Here is a 19,974-nt window from a genome sequence, read left to right as displayed (position 1 = left end):
CATTGGGCTGGCACTGTGACCGGCCCATGCCTGCCTCTGTGTCCGCCGCCGTCGTTGCCGCTCTCGATGTCGGTTTCGATGTCGCTGTCGCGTTCTCATCGCTCAGCGCGCCTCGTTTTCTTACCTTCGCCCGTCCATGACCGACTCCTCTCCCGCCCGCGCAACCGCACCTGCCACATCCACTGCGCCTTCCCACAGCGCGTCCTCTGCAGCCGATGAGGCGCCCGGCGGCGGCAACGGCCTGTTGTGGGTGCTGGTGGCCGTGGCCGTCCTCTTCGCCGTGCTGCGGCCCCGCGCACCCATGGACTACCTGCGGCTGGTGGACTGGCAGACCGTGGGCGCGCTGGCGGGTCTTTTGGCCATCACCCAGGGCGTGGAGAAAAGCGGCATGCTGCAGGCCACCGCCCAGCGCCTGCTGGGCCGCATGACGGATCTGCGCAGCCTGGCGATGCTGCTCACGGCCGGTGCCGCGGTGCTGTCGGCGCTGGTCACCAACGACGTGAGCCTGTTCCTGCTGGTGCCGCTGACCCGCGTGCTCGCCACCCAGGCCGACCTGCCGCTCGCGCGGCTGGTGGTGCTGCAGGCACTGTCGGTGAATGCGGGCTCTGCGCTCACGCCCATCGGCAATCCGCAGAACCTGTACCTCTGGCACCGCTCGGGCGAGAGCTTTGTCGGCTTCATGGGGATGATGGCGCCCACGGTGGCGATCATGCTGTTCTGGCTCTTCGTGGCGGTGTGGGTACTGGTGCCGCGCACCGCGATCACGCTGCGCCCTGCGACCGAGGCCCCGGCCGTGAAGCCCCGGCTGTTGACGCTGGCCGGCGTGCTCTTCGTCGCCTTCGTGGTGGCGCTGGAGCGGCACTGGCTGGTGGCCGGCCTGGCACTGGTGTTCGGCGCGTTCGTGGTGTTCTACCCGCGCGTGCTCAAGGGGGTGGACTGGGCGCTCCTGGCCATCATCGCGCTCATGTTCGTGGACCTGCGCCAGCTGGCCGAGCTGCCCGCGGTGGCCAGCCTGCTGCAGCACGCGCCCATTGCCGAGGGCTGGCGCGCGTACCTGGCGGCCATCGTCGCCTCGCAGTTCATCAGCAACGTGCCTGCGGCCATCCTGCTCGACGGCCCGGTGCGCGACCTGCCCGCGCTCGCCGCCGGGGTGAGCGTGGGCGGCTTCGGCTGTGTGCTGGGGTCGCTGGCCAACCTGATCGCGCTGCGGCTGGCGCGCCTGCCGCACGGCCTGCGCGAGTTCCACAAGATCAGCATTCCCTTCCTCATCGTGTGTGCGCTGTCGGCGCTGTGGCTGCGGATGGGGTGATGCGGGGGCGGCGATGGGGGGTATGGCCTGTGCCACCTGTCCGCAAAGCGGACGCCAGGGTGTCCCCCGCGCATGCAGCCAGCCGGCGGTGCAACGATGCAAGTGGTTGATTTGAAAGTGAATCGTGCCTGGCACGCAATGTGAGTACAGCCAGGGCATTCCCACCCACTGGAGTTGATCCATGCGACATTCCCTTCGTCCCCTTGCCCTGTGCGCAGGCCTGTGCCTGGCAGGTGCTGCCTGGGCCCAGCAGCCCCCACCACCGCCTCTCGCGCCGCCACCAGCCGGCGCAGCGGTCCCCGGTCTCGCAGGCGCACCCGGTGCCCTGCCACCGCCCGGCGCACGCCCCGCGCGGCCGCTGCCGCCGCCGCCCGATGCGGCGCAGCAAGGCACGGCGCCCGTCGTCTCCGGCCAGCTCAAGCGATGGCTGGTCAACCCCGGCGGCGACGTGGACGGCTTGTTGTTGGCCGACGGCACGCAGGTGCAGTTGCCACCCCACCTCTCGCCAGCCCTGCTGCAGGCCGCGCGGCCCGGCGACACGGTGCAGGTCAGCGGCTGGCGCGCGCCCAATGCGCCGGTGCTGCGTGCCGTGCGGCTGACCGTCGGTGGCCGCACGGTCGAAGACACGCCACCCGCCCGGGGCAGCGCCCCTGCGCCGCGGCCCGACCCCGCTGCGCTGGCCGCGATGAGCGCCAGCGGCCGCGTGGCCCAGGTGCTGTACGCCCCCGGCGGCGAGGCGAACGGCGTGCTGATGGACAGCGGCACCATCGTGCGCTTTCCGCCGCATGTGGGCACGGCCATGGCGGCGTTATTGCAGCCGGGCAGCACGCTGTTCGCACGCGGCTGGGGCTCTCGCGGGCCGCATGGCAGTGCGCTGGAGGCCACGGCGATGGGCCCTGCTGCCGACACCGCCCGCGAGCTGTTCGCAGGCCCTGGCGTGGAGCCCCCGCTGCCCGGTCCGCGCGGAGCCCAGCCGCCCCAGGCCGGTCCCAAGGGCGGCCCCGGAGCACGCGGTCCTGCCGGCCCCAAGGGCCCCCGCGAGCCAGGCGCCGGACCTGCAGGTCCTGCCGGTGTCCCGCCGGCAGCCGGGCCGGGAGCGCCCATGGCGCCGCCAGCACCACCTGTGCCAGCCCCGCAACCCGCGTCGTGACCTGTCGTCAGGCCGGCGGTGTCCCAGCCGCCGCCTGACGGGTCCCTGCAGCGTTGTCAGTCCTTTTTCTCTTGCATTTTTCTTTCCCGTTTTTCGTTCACTTCACACAAGGATTCCCATGCCCGCCCAACCCCATGACATCGACGTCTGGTCCGTCGAAGGCCAGTTCCAGCACCTGATCTACAGCCCCAAGGGCACCATCGAAGGTGTGCTGATCGACAGCGAAGGCGCCCCCGCCCAGTTCGTGTGCGACGCGCACGACAGCGCGGCCCACGCCGCACTGGCGGGCCTGAAGCCCGGCCAGGCCGTGGTCATCGAAGGCACCGTCGCCGAGCCCTCGCCCAAGGGTGAAGCCGAGCACGAGGTCTACCAACTGGAGCGCGTGGTCTCGGTCGACGGCAAGCCCGCCGCGCCGCACCACCACCCCGGCCACGTGGCAGGCACCGTGGCGCGCCTGAACTACGCCAAGCACGGCGAGCCCAACGGCGTGGTGCTCGACACCGGCGACTTCATCCACACCAAGCCCGATGGCCTGAAACACCTGGGCCTGAAGGTCGGCGACAAGGTCAAGGCCGAGGGCGATGTGCGCCCTCTGGCCAACGGCGGCGGCCAGGTGGTGCAGGCCCGCACGGTGAACGGCAAGCCCGTGGGGCCCGGCCATGGCTGATGCTGGCGCGGTAACTGCCGGCGGTCTGCCCGCTGGCGGCAACGCTGGCGCGGGCCTGGCAGCGGTGCCGGGCTCGCTGATGGCGCTGGCGCTGCTGGCGTTCTTCATGGCCGATGTGCGCGACGGCCTGGGGCCGTTCCTGGCCACCTACCTGCAAAAGAGCCAGGTGCAGCAGGAGCTCATCGGCTACACCATGACCGCTGGCGGCCTGGCGGGCATGGCCATGACGCCGCTGGCCGGCGCGTGGGTGGACGGCTCGCGCGCCAAGCGCCTGCTCACGGTGGTGGCGGCGCTCGCCATCCTGGCGGCCAGCGCGCTCGCGTTTTCGACGCTGCAGGGCACGTGGCTGATCGCATCACAGGTGGTGACCGGCGTGGCCGGGGCGTTGCTGGCGGCCACCATGGCCGCGCTCACGCTGGGGCTGGCGCGGGCTTCGGGCTTCAAGCACCAGACGGGCCGCAACGAGGCCTGGAGCCACGCGGGCAACATGGTGTCGGCCATCGGCGCGGGGCTGGTGGCGCACTGGTTCGGCGCGCACTGGATCCTGGCCGTGATGGCGGCGATGACCGTGGGCGCGGTGCTGGCGGTGCTGTCGATCCGAGCGGGGGACATTGACCACCAGGCCGCGCGCGGCTGCGAGTCGCCCGAGACGCTGGGCGAGCATGTCGAGCGCGGCACCGGCTGGGGCGCACTGCTGTCCAACAAGCCGCTGCTGCTGTTCGGCATCACCTGCCTGTTCTTTCACCTGGGCAATGCCGCGATGCTGCCGCTGCTCAACCAGCGGCTGGCCGCCACCGTGGCCGATTCGTCGCCGCTGCTGTGGACCGGTATCGCCATCGTGGTGGCCCAGGTCACGATGATCCCGGTGGCGCTCTGGGTGTCGCGCAGCCGCTGCTTCGATGTGGCGTGGTTCGTGTACGCCGCCATCCTGGTGCTGCCGGTGCGCGGCGCGCTGGCCTACCTGATCGCCGCCGACTGGGGCAACGTGCCGGTGCAGATCCTGGACGGCCTGGCCGCCGGCGCGCTGGGGGTGGCCACGCCGCTCATGGTGCAGCGCTTCACGCAGGGCAGCGGCCGGTTCAACACCGCGCTGGGCCTGGTGATGACGCTGCAGGGCGTGGGCGCGGCGCTCAGCCCCACGCTGGCCAACTCGGTGGTGGGCGCGGGGCAGCACTTCGGCCTGGCCTTCGTCGCGCTGTCGGTGGCGGCGCTGGTGGCATTGCCGATGTTCTGGTGGGCGCAACGGTATGCGCCGGCCATCGATGGTGCGGTTGCTATTGATTAGATAGCTGCTTGCGCAATGGCAACAAGCGGAAGGCCATGAAATCGCTGTGAACTGCGTGGCCCACCACGCTCCCGCCAGCGCTCACCCCTTGCTGCGGGTGCTGTTGCTGCTGCTGCCGCCGCTGCGCCGTGTAAGGCCGCGGCCCTGCAGCACCGGTTCGGCGGCCAGCCGGTGCCGCGCGAACTCTACAAAGGCCCGCACCTTGGCCGGTGCGCGCCGCCCCGCGGGGTAGACGATGTGCACGGGCACGGGGTCGGGCTCATGCTCGGCCAGCACGATGCGCAGGCGCCCGGCGCGCAGGCTGGCCGCGGCCTGGTAGGCCAGGCAGCGGGTGAGCCCCAGGCCCGCCTCGGCCGCGGCGATGTCCACCTCGTTGCTGTTGCTGAGCCAGGCCTGCTGCGGCGTGCCCGTGGTGCCATCGCGAAACCGCCAGGGCGAGGGGGCCCGCGCGTCGAACGAAAACGCAATCGCGCGGTGCTGGCTCAACTCGTGCGGGTGCCGCGGCTCGCCGTGGCGCGCCAGATACTCCGGTGACGCGACCACCAACTGCCGGAGCGATCCCACATGCAGCGCGGTCAAGCCCGAGTCGTGCAGGTGCGCGATGCGCACGGCCACGTCCATGTCCTCCTCCAGCAAGTGCACCACGCGGTTGACGAACAGCGTGCGCGCCTGCACCCGTGGCTGCGCCTGCAGAAAGTCGAGCACGATGGGCGCCACATGCTGAATGCCGAACATCTGCGGCGCGGTGATGGACAGCAGGCCCTGCGCCTCGGCCTGCGCGCCGCGCGCGGCCTGCTCGGCCTCGTGCAGGTCGCTCAGCAGCGGGCGGCAGTCGGCCAGAAAGCGCTCGCCCGCCTCGGTCAGCCGCACCATGCGCGTGCTGCGCTGAAACAGCAGCACCGACAGGCGTGCCTCCAGCGCCGCGATGGCGCGCGTGACCGCCGCCGCCGAGCAGCCCAGCCGCCGCCCCGCCACCGCAAAGCCGCCCGCATCGGCCACCGCCACAAAGCAGCGCAGGGTCTCCAGATGGTCCATTGTTTCGATTTTTGCAATTTTGAAAGTCGCACTATCGCTATTCACACCGTGGTGCGCAATAGATAAGGTCGAGTCCTGCACAACTTCTGACACCAAGGACACGACACCATGGCCCCCACCCAACCCATCACGCTGTACCGCATGGCCGTGTCCGGCCACTGCCACCGCGTCGAACTGATGCTGTCCCTGCTGGGCCTGCCCTACCAGCTGGCCGAGGTGAACCTGCTGCAGGGCGAGCACCAGCGCGCAGAGCACCTGGCCCTGAACGCCCTGGGCCAGGTGCCCGTCATCGTCGACGGCACCGTGGTGCTGAGCGACAGCACCGCCATCCTGGTCTACCTGGTGCAGCGCTACGCCCCCGGCAGCGCCTGGATGCCGCAGGACCCGGTGGGCCAGGCGCGCCTGCAGCGCTGGTTCAGCCTGGCCGCCGGCCTGCTGGCACCGGGCGTGGCGGTGCCGCGCTTTGCCGCCATCACAGGCAAGCCCTTGAATGCGGCGTCCCAGGCCATCGGCCAGCGGCTGTTGACCTTCATGGAGGGCGAGTTGCAGGGCCGCACCTGGCTGCTGGATGGCGACGCGCCCACTCTGGCCGACATCGCCATGGTGAGCTACATCTCGCAGTCACCCATCGGTGGCCTGCCGCTGGCCGCCCACCCGCGCGTGGCCGCGTGGGTGGCGCGCATGGAGGCCCTGCCGGGCTACGTGCCGCTGGCCGACCGCCTGCCCGAGGCCGCTGCAGCGGTACCCGCATGAGCGCCGGCCTGCCGCCTCTTGAAGCCCCGGCCTTCCACGCGGGCGAGCAGGCCCTGCAGGACCGCGTGGGCGTGCGCGAACGCATGGGCGAGATCGGCCCCATGGTGCTGCGCGACCACATGCCCGACCCGCACCGCGAGCTGTTCGAGAAGCTGCCCACGCTGCTGCTGGGTGCCATCGACGCCCACGGCCAGCCCTGGGCCACCATGGTGGCGGGGCCCCCGGGCTTTGTGCACACGCCCGATGCGCACAGCATGCAGGTCGCGGTGCCGCCCGATGCGGCGGACCCGGCGCTTGCGCAGCTCGCGCCCGACACCCCTGTGGGCGTGCTGGGCCTGGAGCCCCACACGCGCCGCCGCAACCGCATGAACGGGCGCGTGGCCGCCTTCGGTGCGCAGGGCCTGGCGGTGGACGTGGTGCAGAGCTTCGGCAACTGCCCCAAGTACATCCAGGCGCGCGCGCCCGGCCTGCGGGAGGTGGTGACCCGGCCCGCACCCCCACAGGCCCTAGGCCCGCAGCTCGACGCCGCCGCGCTCGCGCTCATCGCCCGCAGCGACACGCTGTTCATCGCCAGCGCCTCGGCCGCGCGCCCCGGCGCAGCGCGCAACGAAGGCGTGGACGTATCGCACCGCGGCGGCGAGCCGGGCTTCGTGCATATCGCGCACAGGGAGGAGGGCGGCGTGGTGCTGTCGGTGCCCGACTACCCGGGCAATCTATTCTTCAACACGCTGGGCAACCTGGCCCTGCACCCGCTGGCGGGGCTGCTGTGGGTGGACTACGACGGCGGCGGCCTGCTGCACGTGGCGGCCCGGTCCGAGCTGCTGTGGGACGACGCAAGCCGCGCGCCCTGGCCCGGCGCCCAGCGGGTACTGCGGCTGCATGTGCTGGGGGGCGTGTGGCGGGCCAATGCATTGCCGTGGCGCTGGACGGCGGCACAGGCTGCGCCGCAGTTCGGGGTGCTGCGGGCGCGGGCAGCGGGGTAGCGCAATGGGGCATGTGCGCGTCGGGCGCCCGCACCGTCGTTTGCGATTGAGCAAAAAGACGCGGCTCTGAGCCGCAAACCGGTCTGGCACGCTGCAGAATCTCGTGCACCCAAGCGCTCTCATCCGGCGTGGCTTGGGCCATTCATGCCTCTCCATCAGTTCATTTACCCACCAGCCTCTCCGCAGCCAACCAGGTTCTTCTTCGGCGACGCGCAAAGTGGCACCGCCCCATGACCAAGGCCACGCTGCACTACACCGACAAGCTGGTGAAAAACGCGGTCTCTGCGTTCTGGTGGCGAACCGTGGGCTGGAAGTTCATAGCTTCCCTTGTTTTCCTGGCGGCTTACTTTGCTTACGCGCTAGCCAGTGGCATGCATTCGTGGACCACTGCGGCATTGGGCGTGCTGCTGATACTGGGCCTTGTACTGATTGGATCGCTGTACGTGGTCCATCTGCGCGGCTCGCTCGCCCGGTTTCGACGGATGCGGGTGAAGCAGGCTTGTTTGGAGACGACGCCGGACCGCCTGCGCTTGTCGTCGGACATGGGTAGCTCGGACGTGGACTGGTCTGCCGTGACGGAGGTCTGGCGCTTCAATGACTTTTGGTTGCTGTTCTTCTCGCGTGCGCAGTTCGTCACGCTGCCGTTGGCCGACCTGAGCGACGAGGTGCGGCACATCGTTCTGGACAGGGTCAAAAGCCATGGCGGAAAAATCCTGTAGCTGGACGGGTGGCTGGGTGCTGCGTACCGTCTGCGGGTTGAGTCCGTGGTGACGCCGCTCCTGAGAATCGTCATCGCCTTCGTAGCAGCGGCGATGGCGCCCGTCATCGCGCTGGCGTTCGGGTATCTCTTCGAGCAGTTTCAGATGGTGGGGACAGGGGACTCATCCCTGTGGATTCGAACACTGGGGTTCATGTCCCTGTGCGCGCTCGTGTCGGCAGCTCACGTGGTCCTTCTCGGGATTCCAGCCTTTTGGCTGCTGCGCTGGATGGACGTCCTTAAGTGGTGGAGCGTGTTGTTGGCAGGCTTTGTTCTGGGGTGCATGCCCATGGCCGTTTTTTCTTGGCCGCAGCGCGATTCGGACATGAAAAGTTCAGTGACGATCGGCCATGTCCAGACCGTCATCAGCGGGGTTCCGACCACCGCTGGCTGGCAACAGTACGTGGCTGTTGTTGCGTTGTTCGGGATCTGCGGCGCTTGTGCGGCTGCAGTGTTCTGGATGGTTTTCAGAGCAGGCCGTCACCGTGCTGTTGACTGACTGACGGTCATCGTCCCGGGTCATCGGGTCGCACCTGCAGTGCCTGCCGCGCTACGCGCTTGATGCACCCCGCCGCATCGGCTCGATCCGCTTGCGCGGCGTGGTCGCCTCGGCCTCCACCATGTGCCCGCTGCGTTCGTGCGCGCCGTGGGCCAGCTCGGTGATCAGCGCTGCCTCGGGCAGGTTGCGCCAGTAGCGGGTGGGCATTTCCTTTTTCATCATCGTGGTCTTGAGCCGCGCGGGGTTGAAGATGTGGCGGTAGTAGGTGAGCCACAGCGCCTCGCCCGCATCGGGCGGCGGGGCGTCGCTGCGCTGGCCGCCGGGGCCCACGTGCAGGTCGGTGCCGTCCCAGCGCACGCTGGCATCGGGCGTGAGGATGGCCCAGTGCATCTGCGTGAAGCGCCGCACGAAGAAGCCGGCGTTGGCCTCGGTGATGAAGTGGTCGGGCTCGAACCAGGCGACCTGCACGGTGTGGCCGTCGCTGTCGGTCACCGGGCGAAAGCGCACGAAGGCGTGCATTTTGTGCATGTCGCGCGCCACCGCGCGCACCATGTGGTGGGCCTGCATGCGGTCGGCGTCCAGCGGGTCGTGGCGCAGCGCGCGGTCGTGCGCCAGGCGCCACAGCAGGCGGTACATGAGCGCGAAGCGCGCGGGGTTGCGGTGCAAGACCAGGCGCTCGCACAGGCGCACGAAATCCTCGGGCACGCGCGGCGCTGGGTGGCCGGTGCGGGGCGGCAGTGACGCGGGGTCGGGCGGTGTACCGGTGGAGGCTGGCGCGGCAGGTGCGGGTGGCGCGGCGGTCGGGCTGGCAAACAGGTCCTGCGCGGCGTCCTGGGGAGTGAACCATTCCACCTGCTGGGGCGGCACGCCCGCCTGCACCAGCTGGCGCGCGGCCTGCCGAAAGCCCGCCCAGTCGGTTGCGTGTGCCAGCGTGACGGCGTGTGGGCCCATGGTGCGGCCTTCCTCAGTCGAACAGGCCGCGCTGCGCAGGTGGCGGTGCCAGGCGGGCGGCCAGGTCGGCAGCATCCAGCGTGCTGCCCGGGCGGTAGTCGGCCGCTTCCACAAACGGCAACACCTTCTTGAGCGGCACATGCAGCCGCGTCAGGTCGGCGTGGCGCAGTCGGCGCACGCGGCGGGCGGCCAGCAGGCGGTCCACCGTCTGCACGCCGAAGCCGGGCACGCGCAGCAGCAGCTCGCGCGGGGCGGTGTTCAGGTTGACCGGGAAGCGCTCGCGGTGCGCAATCGCCCAGGCGAGCTTGGGGTCCATGTCCAGCGCCAGCATGCCGCCCTGGCTGGCGGGCACGATCTCGCCGTGGGTGAAGCCATAAAAGCGCATCAGCCAGTCGGCCTGGTACAGCCGGTGCTCGCGCACGGTGGGCGGGGCGATGAGCGGCAGCGCGCGCGCTGCATCGGGGATGGGGCTGAAGGCCGAGTAGTACACGCGCCGCAGCCGGTGCACGCCGTACAGGCCCGCGCTGGTGGCCAGGATGGTGCGGTCGTCGGTGGCGTCGGCGCCCACGATCATCTGCGTGCTCTGCCCGCCGGGGGCGAAGTGGGGCGCCGCAGCGCGCCGCGTGAGGGTGCGTGTGGTGGCGGGCATCGACACCACCTTGGCGGCGGCCTGCTCCTTGCGCGCCTGCCGCGCGTCCTCGATGCGCACCGCCATGCGCGCCATGGACCGTTCAATCGCCGCGCCGTCCTTCTGGGGTGCCAGGGCGGCCAGGCCTTCGGGCGTGGGCAGCTCCACGTTGATGCTCAGCCGGTCGGCATAGCGGCCGGCACGCTCCATCAGCTCGGGCGACGCATCCGGGATGGTTTTGAGGTGGATGTAGCCGCGAAAGTCGTGGACTTCGCGCAGCACGCGGGCCACCTCCACCACCTGCTCCATGGTGTAGTCCGGGCTCTGGATGATGCCGCTGGACAGGAACAGGCCTTCGATGCAGTTGCGCCGGTAGAAGTCGAGCGTGAGCTGCACCACTTCATCGACCGTGAAGCGCGCGCGCGGCACGTTGCTCGTCACCCGGTTCACGCAGTACAGGCAGTCGTACTGGCAAAAGTTGGTCAGCAGGATCTTGAGCAGCGAAATGCAGCGCCCGTCTGGCGCGTAGCTGTGGCAGATGCCCATGCCTTCGGTGGAGCCCATGCCCCGCCCGCCGACCGAATCGCGCGGCGCCGCGCCGCTGGATGCGCACGAGGCGTCGTACTTGGCGGCGTCGGCCAGGATGGCGAGTTTGGACTGTAATTGCACTGGATGAATTTACAGTATTTTCATCTCCGAGGCCAGCGCAGGGGCATCGCTGACAATGCCATTTGCTATTAAATTCGTAGCTGCTTGCGCTTGCTCATAGAGCGGTAGCGGCACAAAAGCATTTAATTTCGGATGCCAGTGTCTTCCTCAAGCCGCGTGCCTTCCGTGGCGACGGACAGGGCCCGGCGCGCCCAGCAGCGCCTTCCGCCTTCCGCCTTCCGCATCGCATATGCACATGCGGGCTCCGTACTTGCCCCCGCCTCTGAAGGACCTTGAACCATGAAACATTGCAGACCCGCCTGTGCGTTGGTGGTGGTCATGGCGCTGGCCAGCCTGGTCGCGGGCGCCGTGGCCCAGGAGCCCTACAGTCTCAAGACGGTCGAAGCCCGCCCGATTCCGCGCGACGACATCCTGCAGCTGTGGCGGGAGGTGGCCCTGTAGAAGTGCGCGGATGCGCGCAAGCGATTCAATCTGTGCTGGCGAAGTGCAGTTGATGCGTTGCTGAACGGCTTGTCGCAAGTCGCAAGTCGCATGCAGCGCACTGCGCGCCGCACACCGCAGCGCGTTGAATTGACTTACGTCGACGACGAAGCCCGGCTCCGGTCCCTGCGCAGCGCCTGCCGCAGCAGACGCGTGGCACGGTCGCGGATGCCGGGAGGGTGGCTCACCGACGGAGGGCTGGCCTTGGCCTCGGCACACGCCGCCAGAAAGTCCTGCAGGATGGCGGTGTCGTCCAGCGTGTCCGCCCCCAACTTGTGGAACTCGGGGTGCCACTGGGTGGCCGCGATGTAGCCGCGGCCTGGCGCCGATTGCAGGCGGATGGCTTCGGGCACGCCATCGGGCTCGCTCAGCGCTTCGACCACGAATTCCGGGGCCACGGTCTTGATGCCCTGGTGGTGAATGCTGTTGACGCGGGCGCGTGGATGGTCGGGGTACAGCTGCGCCAGGCGCGTGCCCTCGACGATGTGAATGTCGTGAAAGTGCTGGTCGTAGGTGGATGCATTGCGGTGTTGCAGCGCACCGGGGTGCTGGGTCTGCAGGTCTTGGTACAGCGCGCCGCCGAAGGCCACGTTGATCAGCTGCAGGCCGCGGCAGACACCGAAGATGGGCTTGCGAACCTCGGCAAAGGCTTTCACCACCGCCAGGTCGTACAGGTCGCGCACGCGGTCGCCGATCCACTCTTCGCGCAGCGGCTCCTCGCCATAGTTGCCCGGCCACACGTCGGCGCCGCCGTGCATGACCACACCGTCGAGCCACTCTGCGTAGTGCGCCAGCGTCACGTCGCCGCGTGCGGTCTCGCCTGTGGGGCAGGGCACCATCACCACCATGGCGCCGGCCGACATGATCCAGTGGGCGATCGACTGCTCCACGTACTGCAAGGTCTTGTTGGTGAACAGCGGGCGGGTGGGGTCGGCGTGCTGGAAACAGGCGGACAAACCAATCTTGAGGCGGCGATCAGCGGGCATGGATGGGGGGCTCCGGGCAGCACGCTGAAACGGTGCTGCGATTGCAGTGAACAGGTATCCAATTTGTAGCACTGCGGATGGGCCGGCGTCTGTAGGAGAGCGGCCTGCGCCCCTGCGCGTGCCAAACTTTTTGCGCTGGGATCGCGATGCAGTCCACGACACGATGCGTGTACGCAGGCAGCACCCGAATACCTGAGTACCTTGCGGCAACGCAGGCTTCGTCGACACCACAGACAAGCCGGCCGCGCGCGCATAGCCAATCGCGAAGGCACATGCAGTGCCTGGCCCCACAAGACCCGCCGACTAACAGGTTCTTACGGGCGCAGAGCCCCGAAGGTGCGACCATGGTGGTTCACGGGACGGCTGCCAGCCGGGACGGCGGGCACGGTCCTTCGCTTGAATTCTTCAAGGAGCATCACCATGCAAGTACAAGTCAACACGGATGACCACATCGAAGGCGGCGAATCTCTGAGCGAGTGGATCGCCACCGAAGCCAAGAGCCGGCTGTCGCGCTTTCAGGACCATGTGACGCGGCTGGATGTGTTTCTCAAAGACCTGGATGCAGGCAAGTCCGGTGCCAACGACAAGCGCTGCCGCATCGAGGCGCGCGTCACCGGCCGCCAGCCGATCTCTGTGGCCGACGACGCCAGCGAGATGGGCCGGGCGTTCATCTCCTCGATCGACAAGCTGGCCCGCGCGCTCGACACCGACCTGGGTCGCGCCAAAGACCGCCACGGGCGTGACACCATCCGCACGCTGGACGCGTCGGATGCCGCCGCCGCAGGTTGAGCTTGAATGTTGCAACCCATGCCCCGCTACCGCTCTCCGTTCATCATTTTGTTGCTATGTGAACGATAGCAACCGAAGGCGGCGCCTGCATTGCGCGGGCGCGCCTTCGCTGGCTGGGGCTGGCGCGCGGCGCAGCTCGGCACACAGCCACCCCGCGCCGTGCGGCATGGCGCCGGCGTATTCGCATCAGCCTGCGGCCATCGCCGCCGCAGCGCTCACAAATCCAGCACCAGCAGCTTGCTGCGTGCACGCGAGCAGCAGGGCATGAACTGCTCGTTGCTCGCCTTCTCTTCATCGGTCAAGTACATGTCGCGGTGGTCCACCTCGCCCTCCAGCACGCGGGTGATGCAGGTGCCGCACACGCCCTGCTCGCACGACGTCATGATGTCGATGCCCTGGCCGCGCAGCGCTTCCACGATCGACACATCCGGCGCAATCGCATAGGTCTTGCCGGTGCTCGCGATGCGCACCTCGAAGCCCTCATCACCCGACGTGTCCTGCGCGGGCGCGGCAAAGTACTCCAGGTGGATGCGGTCCTGCGCCCAGCCCATGGCCTGCGCAGTGGCCACCACATGGTCGATGAAGCCCGCCGGGCCGCACACATACACCCGCTTGTCGTCTCCCGGCGCTGCCAGCACGGACGCCAGGTCGAGCTTTTGCTTGGGCGCCCCTGCATCGAAGTGAAAGTGCACGTGCGGTGCCATGGGCGAGGCGGTGATCTCGCCGGCAAACGCGGTGCGCTCGGCCGAGCGCGTGCAGTAGTGCAGCGCAAAGCCCGCGCCGGTGCGCGCCAGGCGGTCGGCCATGCACAGCAGCGGCGTCACGCCGATGCCGCCGGCCAGCAGCAGCGTGTGCTGCGCCGGGTGCAGCGCAAAGTGGTTGCGCGGCGTGCTGATGGTGATCACGTCGCCTTCGTTCACGCGGTCGTGCATGCCCACCGAGCCGCCGCGCGAGGCAGGGTCGCGCAGCACGGCGATGCGGTAGCGGTGCTGCTCGTGCGACGCATTGCACAGCGAGTACTGGCGCACCGTGCCACCGGGCACATGAACGTCGATGTGCGAGCCCGCGCTGAACGGCGGCAGCGGCTGGCCGTCGAGCCGCGCGAGCTCGAAGCTGGCGATGCCCTCGGCCTCGGCGGTCTTCTTGGCGACGCGGACCTGGAAGGTCTCCTGCGCGGTCATGCGGCCACCACCGGCTGCGGGGCTGCGGGCGCGCGCTCGGCGGCGATCACGCGGTCCAGCACCTTGCGCGACTGCACGCCGCCGGCATCGATGTTGAGCATCAAGAGCTTGCGATCGGGGTAGCGCAGCAGGTTGTGCTGCTGCTTTTCCAGCATCTCCTGGTCCTCGGCGAAGATGCCGCCCTGGCCTTCGCGGATCTTGGCGGTGAGCTCCGCGTCCTGCGGCTTGAAGTTGCGGGCCATGCCCCAGAAGTAGTGGATGGAGGTGTCGGTCTCGGGCGTGATGAAGTCCACCACGATGCTCGATGCCTTCTTGTCCGCAGGCGCGTCGTAGCCGCCGTGGCCGGCCAGCGCCACGCCCACCTCGATGAGCACATGGCTCGGTGGCGAGAAGTGGCAGATCTGCCAGCGGTCCACCGGCTGGTCGTCGGGCAGGCCGTTCATGCGCAGCGCCATCTGCCAGAACGGCGGCGCCTGGATGCCTTCCATGAAGCGGCTGGTGATGACCTCGTCGCCCTCCACCCGGGTCTTGCAGGGCACCTCGTCGATCTCTTTCTGGCCGATGCTGGTGGCGTGCACATACGTCTCGTGCGTGAGGTCCATCAGGTTGTCGATCATCAGGCGGTAGTCGCAGGCGATGTGGTACAGCCCGCCGCCGTAGGCCCATTCGTCGCTCTCGGCCCAGGGCAGGTGGTGGATCTGGGCGGGGTCGGCCAAGGCGGCATCGCCCGTCCACACCCAGATGAAGCCGTAGCGCTCTTCCACCGGAAAGCTGCGCGTGCGCGGAAAGCCCTGCACGCGCTGGCCGGGCATGGATACCGCCTTGCCGTCGCAGCCCACGCGCAGGCCGTGGTAGCCGCACATCAGCTCGCCCTCGCACACCGTGCCCAGCGACAGCGGTGCGCCCCGGTGCGGGCAGAAGTCCTCCAGCGCAGCCACCTTGTCAGGGGCGGGGCGGTAGAACACGATCTTCTCGCCGCAGACCATGCGGCCCAGGGGTTTGTCGGCGATCTCGTCGGGGGTGCAGGCAACGTACCAGGCGTTCTTGGGATACATAGTGGTTGTCTCGTGGGTGTCGATGGCTTGTCGTGGGGCCAGTGCGCGCCCGAAATCCGCGCACTGGGATACAGCGGATTGTGCGAAAGGAGCGTGGTGCTGTATACATAAAAATACTGAAAACCAGCTATCGCACGCCGGCATAGCTTGTAAGTCGTTGTTTTAAATCGGATTGTCTTCGCGTCGTCTGGATTTGATGCAGGTTCTTGTATACATTCAGGGCTCGTTGCGGCCCAGCCAGGCTGCCGTTCTCCCTCCGTCCACCCGTCCCGCCAGCCATGCACCTGACCGACGATCCGCAGATCGCAACCCTTTCAGCGCCCGCTAGCGACGCCGCCACCTCGCAGGCCGTCAAGGCGCAGCTGCGCCTGCGCGAGATGATCCTGGCGGGCGAGCTGCCCGGGGGGGCTCGCATTGCCGAGCTGACGCTGGTGGAAAAGCTGGGCGTCTCACGCACCCCCATCCGCGCCGCGCTGATGCGGCTGGAGCAGGAGGGGCTGCTGCACCGCCTGCCCGGCGGTGGCTACGCGGTGCGCACGTTTTCAGAGACCGACGTGGCCGACGCCATCGAGCTGCGCGGCACCATGGAAGGGCTGGCCGCGCGCCTGGCGGCCGAGCGCGGCGTGGAGGCCGCGCTGCTGGCCGAAGCCCACGCCTGCCTGGATGCCATCGACACGGCCCTCGCACCCCGCACGCTGGACGACGAGGGCTTCTCGCGCTATGTGGAGCTGAACGCGCGCTTTCACCTGCTGCTCAGCCGCATGGTCGGCAGCGATGTGATCGCGCGCGAGCTGGACCGGGTGAAGGGCCTGCCGTTCGCATCGCCATCGGCCTTCGTCGTGGTGCAGACCCATTCCCATGAAGCGCGCGACATGCTCATCGTGGCGCAAGACCAGCACCGCCAGGCCCTCGACGCCATCGAGCGCCGCGAGGGCGCCCGGGCCGAAGCCATCCTGCGCGAGCATTCCCGCATCACGCGGCGCAACCTGCTGGCTGCGGTGCAGGCGGCCCAGGTGCAGGGCTTGCCGGGTGTCGGGCTCATTCGTGAACGTGGGTGATCTGCAGCCAAGAAACGGCTTCCGAGCGGGTCGCTGTCGGCGGATGCCGGCCGGCGGAGGAAGAGGGCGTGGCTTCCGCCAGGTAGCCGCGGAACTGGCTGTGCCAGGCCGCTGGCTGCGTCCCCCTCCCGCGCGCAGCGCGAGAGAGGGGGAAGGCGCCGCAGGCGACTCAGGGGGTGATATCCCGTTCTGAGATATCTAAAAGTGGGAAAGCCCGCTTGTCGAAGTCTCCAGCGCCATTCACACTGCGGCCAGCATTGTTCTGTATACAACGACATCCCCAGGAGACATCGATGCCCACCAAACGCCACCTTCTTCGTGCCTCCGCGGCTGCGGCCCTGGTGCTGACCAGCTGCCTCGCCGCACTGCCCGCCGCTGCGCAAGACAGCAACGTCTTCAAGATCGGCCTCATCCTGCCCATGACGGGCCAGCAGGCCACCACCGGCCGCCAGATCGAAGCGGCCGCCAAGCTCTACATGGCGCAGAACGGCGACACCGTGGCCGGCAAGAAGGTGCAGCTCATCATCAAGGACGACACCAGCCTGCCCGACGTGACGCGCCGCCTGGCCCAGGAGCTGGTGGTGAACGAGAAGGTCAACGTGCTCGCCGGCATGGGCATCACGCCGTCGGCCATGGCGACTGCGCCGCTGGCCACGCAGTCCAAGACCCCGCTGGTGGTGATGGCCGCGGCCACGTCCAGCATCACCGAGGCATCGCCCTATGTGGTGCGCAGCAGCTTCACGCTGCCCCAGGTGTCGGTGGCCCTGGCCGACTGGGCGCCCAAGAACGGCATCAAGAAAGTCGTGACCCTGGTCAGCGACTACGGCCCTGGCATCGACGCCGAGAAATACTTCAACCAGCGCCTGACCTTCAACGGCGGCCAGGTGACCGAGGCCCTGCGCGTGCCGCTGCGCAACCCCGACTTCGCCCCGTTCTTGCAGAAGGTGCGCGACGGAAAGCCCGATGCGCTGTTCGTCTTCGTGCCCTCGGGCGCGGGCGCTGCGGTGATGAAGCAGTTTCTGGAGCGCGGCCTGGACAAGGCCGGCATCAAGCTCATCGCCACCGGCGACGTGACCGATGACGACCAGCTCAACGACATGGGCGACGGCGCTCTGGGCGTGGTCACCTCGCACCACTACTCGGCCGCGCACCCCTCGCCGCTGAACAAGAAGTTCGTCGACGCGTTCGAGAAGGCCAACAAGGGCCTGCGCCCCAACTTCATGGCCGTGGGCGGCTACGACGGCATGCGCGTGATCTATGAAGCGCTGCGCACCACCAAGGGCGCGGGCGGCGGCGACGCGCTGCTGGCCGCGATGAAGGGCCAGGTGTTCGAAAGCCCGCGCGGCCCGGTGTTCATCGACGCGCAAACGCGCGACATCGTGCAGAACGTGTACCTGCGCAAGGTGGAGCGCGTGAACGGGCAGCTCTACAACGTGGAGTTCGATGTGATCAAGGATGTCAAGGACCCCGGCAAAGCTCGGTAACCCCCTGAGGCGCTGCGCGCCTTCCCCCTACAGGGGGACGCCACCCGTGGGCTGGCGAAGCCAGTTCCACGGTGGCACTGGCTTTAGGGCGCGCCGGTTTTTGCGGGCGGGGTGTTTCTAATCGGTTGCGGGGCGCGCCAGTTTTCGGGGGGAGGCTTTCTTCCACCATCCGTTCGGGTTGAGCTTGTCGAAACCAGGGCGTTACGTTCAGCCTCAGACAGTTGAAGCCACCGCACCACCCGTTCGGACTGAGCTTGTCGAAGCCGGGGTGCTGCTGTTGAGGCTGACCTTGTAGAGAGGCACCACCCGTTCGGGCTGAGCCTGTCGAAGCCAGGGCGCCACGCGCGGACCCATGACTCTTGTTCGTCTTCATTGAAGTGATTTCATGCTGACCATTCTTTTCGACGGCGTTGCCTACGGCATGCTGCTGTTCATCCTGGCAGTGGGCCTGGCCGTGACCATGGGGTTGATGAACTTCATCAACCTGGCACACGGGGCCTTTGCCATGGCGGGCGGGTACATCACGGTGCTGCTGATGCAGCGGCTGGGTGTGCCGTTTCTGGTGTGCCTGCCCATCGCGTTCGTGGGCACGGCGCTGTTGGGGGCGGTGCTGGAGCGCACGCTGTACCGGCCGCTGTACAACAAGGCGCACCTGGACCAGGTGCTGTTCTCCATCGGCCTGGTGTTCATGGCCGTGGCCAGCGTGGACTACTTCGTGGGCTCCACGCAGCAGATCATGCAGTTGCCCGAATGGCTCAAGGGCCGCACCGAGATCGGCAGCGGCGCCTTCATGCTGGGCATGGGGCACTACCGGCTGTTCATCATCGCGGTGTGCGCGGCGCTCACGGTGGCTCTGCAGTACGTGCTGACCAAGACGCGCTTCGGCAGCCGTCTGCGCGCGTCGGTGGACGACCAGCGCGTGGCCGCGGGCATGGGCATCAACGTGAACATCGTGTTCCTGTCCACCTTCGCGTTCGGCTCGGGCCTGGCGGGGCTGGGCGGTGCGCTGGGGGCCGAGGTGCTGGGCCTGGACCCGAGCTTCCCGCTCAAGTTCATGATCTATTTCCTGATCGTCGTGGCAGTGGGCGGCACCTCGTCCATCACCGGCCCGCTGCTGGCCGCGCTGCTGCTGGGCATTGCCGACGTGGCGGGCAAGTACTACATCCCCAAGCTGGGCGCCTTCATCGTGTACAGCCTCATGATCGTGATCCTCATCTGGCGCCCGCAAGGCCTCTTCGTTCGCAAAGGAGGGAAATGAGATGAACGCTCAGACCTCCATCCTCTTGAAGGCCCGGCGCTTTCGCTGGTGGGAACCCATCTTCTGGATCCTGGCCTTCGTCGCGCCGCTGGCCCTGCCCAGCCACGCGCTCATCATCAACGAGATCGCCATCGTCGCGCTGTTCGCCATCTCGCTGGACCTGATCCTGGGCTACACCGGCATCGTGTCGCTGGGCCACGCGGCCTTCTTCGGCATGGGCGGCTATGCGGCGGCGCTGTTCGCCAAGCATGTGATGCCCGACCCGCTGGTGGGCCTGGCCGTGGGCATCGCAGCCGCCACAGTGCTGGGGGCGGTGGCCTCGTTCACCATCATGCGCGGCACCGACCTCACGCGGCTCATGGTCACGCTGGGCGTGGGCCTGATCATGCTGGAGCTGGCCAACAAGCTCGATTGGCTGACGGGCGGCGCCGACGGCCTGCAGGGCGTGGTGATGGGCCCAGTGCTCGGCCAATTCGAGTTCGACCTGTACGGCCGCACGGCGGCGTGGTATTCGCTCACGGTGCTGCTGGTGTTCTTCCTCATAGCGCGGCGCATCGTGCAGTCGCCGTTCGGCGCCACGCTCAAGGCCATCCGCGACAACCGGCTGCGCGCCATGGCCATCGGCATCCCCGTCACGGCCAAGCTGGCGCAGGTGTACACGCTGGCGGCCGCGCTGGCAGGCGCTGCGGGCGCGCTGCTCACGCAGACCACGGGCTTTGCATCGCTCGACCTGTTCGAGTTCCACCGCTCGGCGGACGTGATGCTGATCTTGGTGATCGGCGGCGTCGGCTGGCTCTACGGCGGCATCCTGGGCGCCGTGGGCTTCAAGCTGCTGCAGGACGTGATCTCGTCCGTCACGCCGCAGTACTGGACGTTCTGGATCGGCCTGTTCCTCGTGGTGCTGGTGCTGGTCGGGCGCGACCGCCTGTTCCGCCCCTGGACCTGGTTCGGGGCCGGGCGCAAGCCCGGTGCCAGCTCCAGCGCGGGAGGCCATTGA

General features: G+C 68.4%; 20 protein-coding genes. 14 read left to right on the top strand and 6 right to left on the bottom strand.

The window, feature by feature from the left end:
- Positions 1-136: 136 nt before the first annotated feature.
- From ACSQ3N_RS24960 to ACSQ3N_RS24945, 4 genes are all read left to right on the top strand, one after another.
- Positions 137-1,309 carry an SLC13 family permease gene (locus tag ACSQ3N_RS24960; RefSeq protein WP_436147750.1) on the top strand — a complete coding sequence of 391 codons (1,173 nt, stop codon included), beginning with the start codon at positions 137-139 and terminating at the stop codon, positions 1,307-1,309.
- A 181-nt stretch (positions 1,310-1,490) separates the two neighbouring features.
- Positions 1,491-2,459: a hypothetical protein gene (locus tag ACSQ3N_RS24955; protein WP_436147749.1), complete on the top strand. Its 969-nt coding sequence runs from the start codon at positions 1,491-1,493 to the stop codon at positions 2,457-2,459.
- A 118-nt stretch (positions 2,460-2,577) separates the two neighbouring features.
- A complete protein-coding gene (locus ACSQ3N_RS24950) occupies positions 2,578-3,126 on the top strand; it encodes a hypothetical protein (protein ID WP_436147748.1) in 549 nt (182 codons plus the stop codon).
- The gene (locus ACSQ3N_RS24945; protein WP_436147747.1) at positions 3,119-4,411 is read left to right on the top strand and encodes an MFS transporter; all 1,293 of its coding nucleotides are present in this window, start codon (positions 3,119-3,121) and stop codon (positions 4,409-4,411) included. Before ACSQ3N_RS24950 ends, ACSQ3N_RS24945 begins: the two co-directional genes overlap by 8 nt.
- 81 nt (positions 4,412-4,492) lie before the next feature.
- On the opposite strand, the gene ACSQ3N_RS24940 is transcribed toward ACSQ3N_RS24945, so the two are convergent.
- On the bottom strand, positions 4,493-5,446 hold the full coding sequence (locus ACSQ3N_RS24940) for a LysR family transcriptional regulator (protein WP_436147746.1): 954 nt from the start codon (positions 5,444-5,446) through the stop codon (positions 4,493-4,495).
- A gap of 108 nt (positions 5,447-5,554) precedes the next feature.
- On the opposite strand from ACSQ3N_RS24940, the gene ACSQ3N_RS24935 reads away from it, so the two are divergent.
- From ACSQ3N_RS24935 to ACSQ3N_RS24920, 4 genes are all read left to right on the top strand, one after another.
- Entirely contained in the window at positions 5,555-6,199 is a 645-nt protein-coding gene (locus ACSQ3N_RS24935) for a glutathione S-transferase family protein (RefSeq protein ID WP_436147745.1), read from the top strand.
- Positions 6,196-7,182, top strand: a complete 987-nt coding sequence (locus ACSQ3N_RS24930; RefSeq protein WP_436147744.1) for a flavin-nucleotide-binding protein — start codon at positions 6,196-6,198, stop codon at positions 7,180-7,182. The genes ACSQ3N_RS24935 and ACSQ3N_RS24930 overlap by 4 nt, the downstream gene beginning before the upstream one ends.
- A gap of 230 nt (positions 7,183-7,412) precedes the next feature.
- Positions 7,413-7,901, top strand: coding sequence for a YcxB family protein (locus ACSQ3N_RS24925; protein ID WP_436147743.1), 489 nt, complete (start codon positions 7,413-7,415; stop codon positions 7,899-7,901).
- A gap of 48 nt (positions 7,902-7,949) precedes the next feature.
- The gene (locus tag ACSQ3N_RS24920) at positions 7,950-8,438 is read left to right on the top strand and encodes a hypothetical protein (protein WP_436147742.1); all 489 of its coding nucleotides are present in this window, start codon (positions 7,950-7,952) and stop codon (positions 8,436-8,438) included.
- A gap of 51 nt (positions 8,439-8,489) precedes the next feature.
- Here the strand turns inward: ACSQ3N_RS24920 and ACSQ3N_RS24915 are convergent, their stop codons facing one another.
- A complete protein-coding gene (locus ACSQ3N_RS24915) occupies positions 8,490-9,389 on the bottom strand; it encodes a TIGR03915 family putative DNA repair protein (protein WP_436147741.1) in 900 nt (299 codons plus the stop codon).
- Between the two features lie 13 nt (positions 9,390-9,402).
- Complete coding sequence (locus ACSQ3N_RS24910) at positions 9,403-10,686, bottom strand: putative DNA modification/repair radical SAM protein (protein WP_436147740.1); 1,284 nt, start codon at positions 10,684-10,686, stop codon at positions 9,403-9,405.
- 279 nt (positions 10,687-10,965) lie between these two features.
- Here ACSQ3N_RS24910 and ACSQ3N_RS24905 point away from each other — a divergent pair, with 279 nt between their 5' ends.
- On the top strand, positions 10,966-11,127 hold the full coding sequence (locus ACSQ3N_RS24905; protein ID WP_156372136.1) for a hypothetical protein: 162 nt from the start codon (positions 10,966-10,968) through the stop codon (positions 11,125-11,127).
- Positions 11,128-11,261: 134 nt separating this feature from the next.
- Here the strand turns inward: ACSQ3N_RS24905 and ACSQ3N_RS24900 are convergent, their stop codons facing one another.
- A complete protein-coding gene (locus tag ACSQ3N_RS24900) occupies positions 11,262-12,152 on the bottom strand; it encodes a gamma-glutamyl-gamma-aminobutyrate hydrolase family protein (protein WP_056170973.1) in 891 nt (296 codons plus the stop codon).
- 420 nt (positions 12,153-12,572) lie between these two features.
- Here ACSQ3N_RS24900 and ACSQ3N_RS24895 point away from each other — a divergent pair, with 420 nt between their 5' ends.
- Positions 12,573-12,941 carry an HPF/RaiA family ribosome-associated protein gene (locus ACSQ3N_RS24895; RefSeq protein WP_056170970.1) on the top strand — a complete coding sequence of 123 codons (369 nt, stop codon included), beginning with the start codon at positions 12,573-12,575 and terminating at the stop codon, positions 12,939-12,941.
- 215 nt (positions 12,942-13,156) lie between these two features.
- On the opposite strand, the gene ACSQ3N_RS24890 is transcribed toward ACSQ3N_RS24895, so the two are convergent.
- Both ACSQ3N_RS24890 and ACSQ3N_RS24885 read right to left on the bottom strand, forming a co-directional pair.
- Positions 13,157-14,122, bottom strand: coding sequence for a PDR/VanB family oxidoreductase (locus ACSQ3N_RS24890; RefSeq protein ID WP_056170967.1), 966 nt, complete (start codon positions 14,120-14,122; stop codon positions 13,157-13,159).
- Positions 14,119-15,177, bottom strand: a complete 1,059-nt coding sequence (locus ACSQ3N_RS24885) for an aromatic ring-hydroxylating dioxygenase subunit alpha (RefSeq protein ID WP_056170965.1) — start codon at positions 15,175-15,177, stop codon at positions 14,119-14,121. Before ACSQ3N_RS24885 ends, ACSQ3N_RS24890 begins: the two co-directional genes overlap by 4 nt.
- Positions 15,178-15,455: 278 nt before the next feature.
- Here ACSQ3N_RS24885 and ACSQ3N_RS24880 point away from each other — a divergent pair, with 278 nt between their 5' ends.
- From ACSQ3N_RS24880 to ACSQ3N_RS24865, 4 genes are all read left to right on the top strand, one after another.
- Positions 15,456-16,235 carry a GntR family transcriptional regulator gene (locus tag ACSQ3N_RS24880; RefSeq protein ID WP_436147739.1) on the top strand — a complete coding sequence of 260 codons (780 nt, stop codon included), beginning with the start codon at positions 15,456-15,458 and terminating at the stop codon, positions 16,233-16,235.
- Between the two features lie 293 nt (positions 16,236-16,528).
- Positions 16,529-17,719 (top strand): ABC transporter substrate-binding protein, encoded by a 1,191-nt coding sequence (locus ACSQ3N_RS24875; RefSeq protein ID WP_436147738.1) that lies wholly within the window; start codon positions 16,529-16,531, stop codon positions 17,717-17,719.
- 385 nt (positions 17,720-18,104) lie between these two features.
- Positions 18,105-18,977, top strand: coding sequence for a branched-chain amino acid ABC transporter permease (locus tag ACSQ3N_RS24870; protein ID WP_436147737.1), 873 nt, complete (start codon positions 18,105-18,107; stop codon positions 18,975-18,977).
- A gap of 1 nt (position 18,978) precedes the next feature.
- Positions 18,979-19,974 carry a branched-chain amino acid ABC transporter permease gene (locus ACSQ3N_RS24865; protein ID WP_436136666.1) on the top strand — a complete coding sequence of 332 codons (996 nt, stop codon included), beginning with the start codon at positions 18,979-18,981 and terminating at the stop codon, positions 19,972-19,974.

The organism is Acidovorax sp. LjRoot194 (assembly GCF_964253015.1).
GTDB lineage: Bacteria > Pseudomonadota > Gammaproteobacteria > Burkholderiales > Burkholderiaceae_C > Acidovorax.
Note: the sequence above shows the minus strand (reverse complement) of the source record. Positions and strands in the feature narration are given on the sequence as shown.